The sequence below is a fragment of the Microbacterium sp. B35-04 genome, from assembly GCF_010634885.1.
Classification (GTDB): domain Bacteria; phylum Actinomycetota; class Actinomycetes; order Actinomycetales; family Microbacteriaceae; genus Microbacterium.
The window spans coordinates 1-1,080 of the sequence record NZ_MWLP01000140.1 but is presented as its reverse complement, the minus strand read 5'-3'; the positions used below and the strand labels follow the sequence as shown (position 1 = coordinate 1,080).

Genomic DNA, 1,080 nt, shown 5'->3' with positions numbered 1-1,080 from the left:
TCTGGCCGAGCTGATCGGTCACCGCGTCGAGGTCGGCGAGGTCCTGCATGATGCCGGTCGCCTCACCGAGACCCGTCGGCTGATCTCCCGAGAAGGATGCCGAACCCGTCCAGTCCTCGCCGGGCCGGAGCGAGCGCAGGTTGTCGTCGAGTCGTGACAGCGACTGCATGAGGTCGGGCGAGCCGAACGCCTGCTCCGCGAGGCTCAGGAGCTCATCCCGCTGCTCGGGAGTCATGGAGTTGAGCATCCGCTGCGCGGCCGCGGAGCGCTCGGCGAGCGTGTCGAGGAGCTCGTCGAGATTCTGCGGGTCCTCGGGGAACTGCTCCCCGTGCTTGCGCATGAACTCGTCGAAGTCCTCTTGCGTGTCGTCGCCCAGCCGGCGCTTCTCGAGCAGGTCGTTGAGATCGGTGAGCATGTCGCGGATCGCCTGGCGGTCGGCATCCGTGGCACTCTCGAGCGCGTTCTTCATTCCGGCGAACCGCTGGTCCAGGAGTTCCCGGCCGAGGAGCTCGAGGATGCGGTCGTAGTCCGCGCGTGCGCTCGGGCTCTGCCAGTCGTAGTCGGCGAGGTCGTTGACGGCCGCGGCGGTGCTGGCCGGCAGGTTCTCGAGCCGCATCTCGGCGAAGGCGCGGGCGTCGTCGTCGAGCTGGACGTCGCGCACCAGGTGCTTGCGCTCCTCCAGCACGGCGCGGTCCAGGAGCTTGCGGACCTCCTCGAGCGTGCCGTCGAGCCGGTGCCGCCGCACGAGGTCGGCCCGGCGCTCGCGCACCCGGCGGGCGAGGTCGTCGAGCCCCTCCCGGTCGCGGTCGCCGCGGCGCAGATACTCGCGCAGCGCGCGGTCGGCCGAGGTTCCCGCCATCACGTCCTGCCCGATCGCCTCGAGCGCCGACTGCACCTCGACGGGCGGCGCGAGCGGGTCGCCGCCCGTGTACCGTCCGTATCGCGCGGCGTGGCCGGGCGTGCGGTGGAAGCTGCGGGGCATTACGGGATGCCTCCTCCTGCGACGGGGAGTGGCGACGGATGCCGCGGGCCGACGTTGCTCGTTGGTGGGGGGCGTTTCGTCTCGCTCGTTCCTCGCTC

At 71.2% G+C, this 1,080-nt stretch carries 1 pseudogene; it reads right to left on the bottom strand.

What is annotated here, in order from left to right:
• Positions 1-982, bottom strand: a pseudogene (locus B1729_RS19940) (hypothetical protein); the annotation flags it as partial.
• Between the last annotated feature and the right edge of the window lie 98 nt (positions 983-1,080).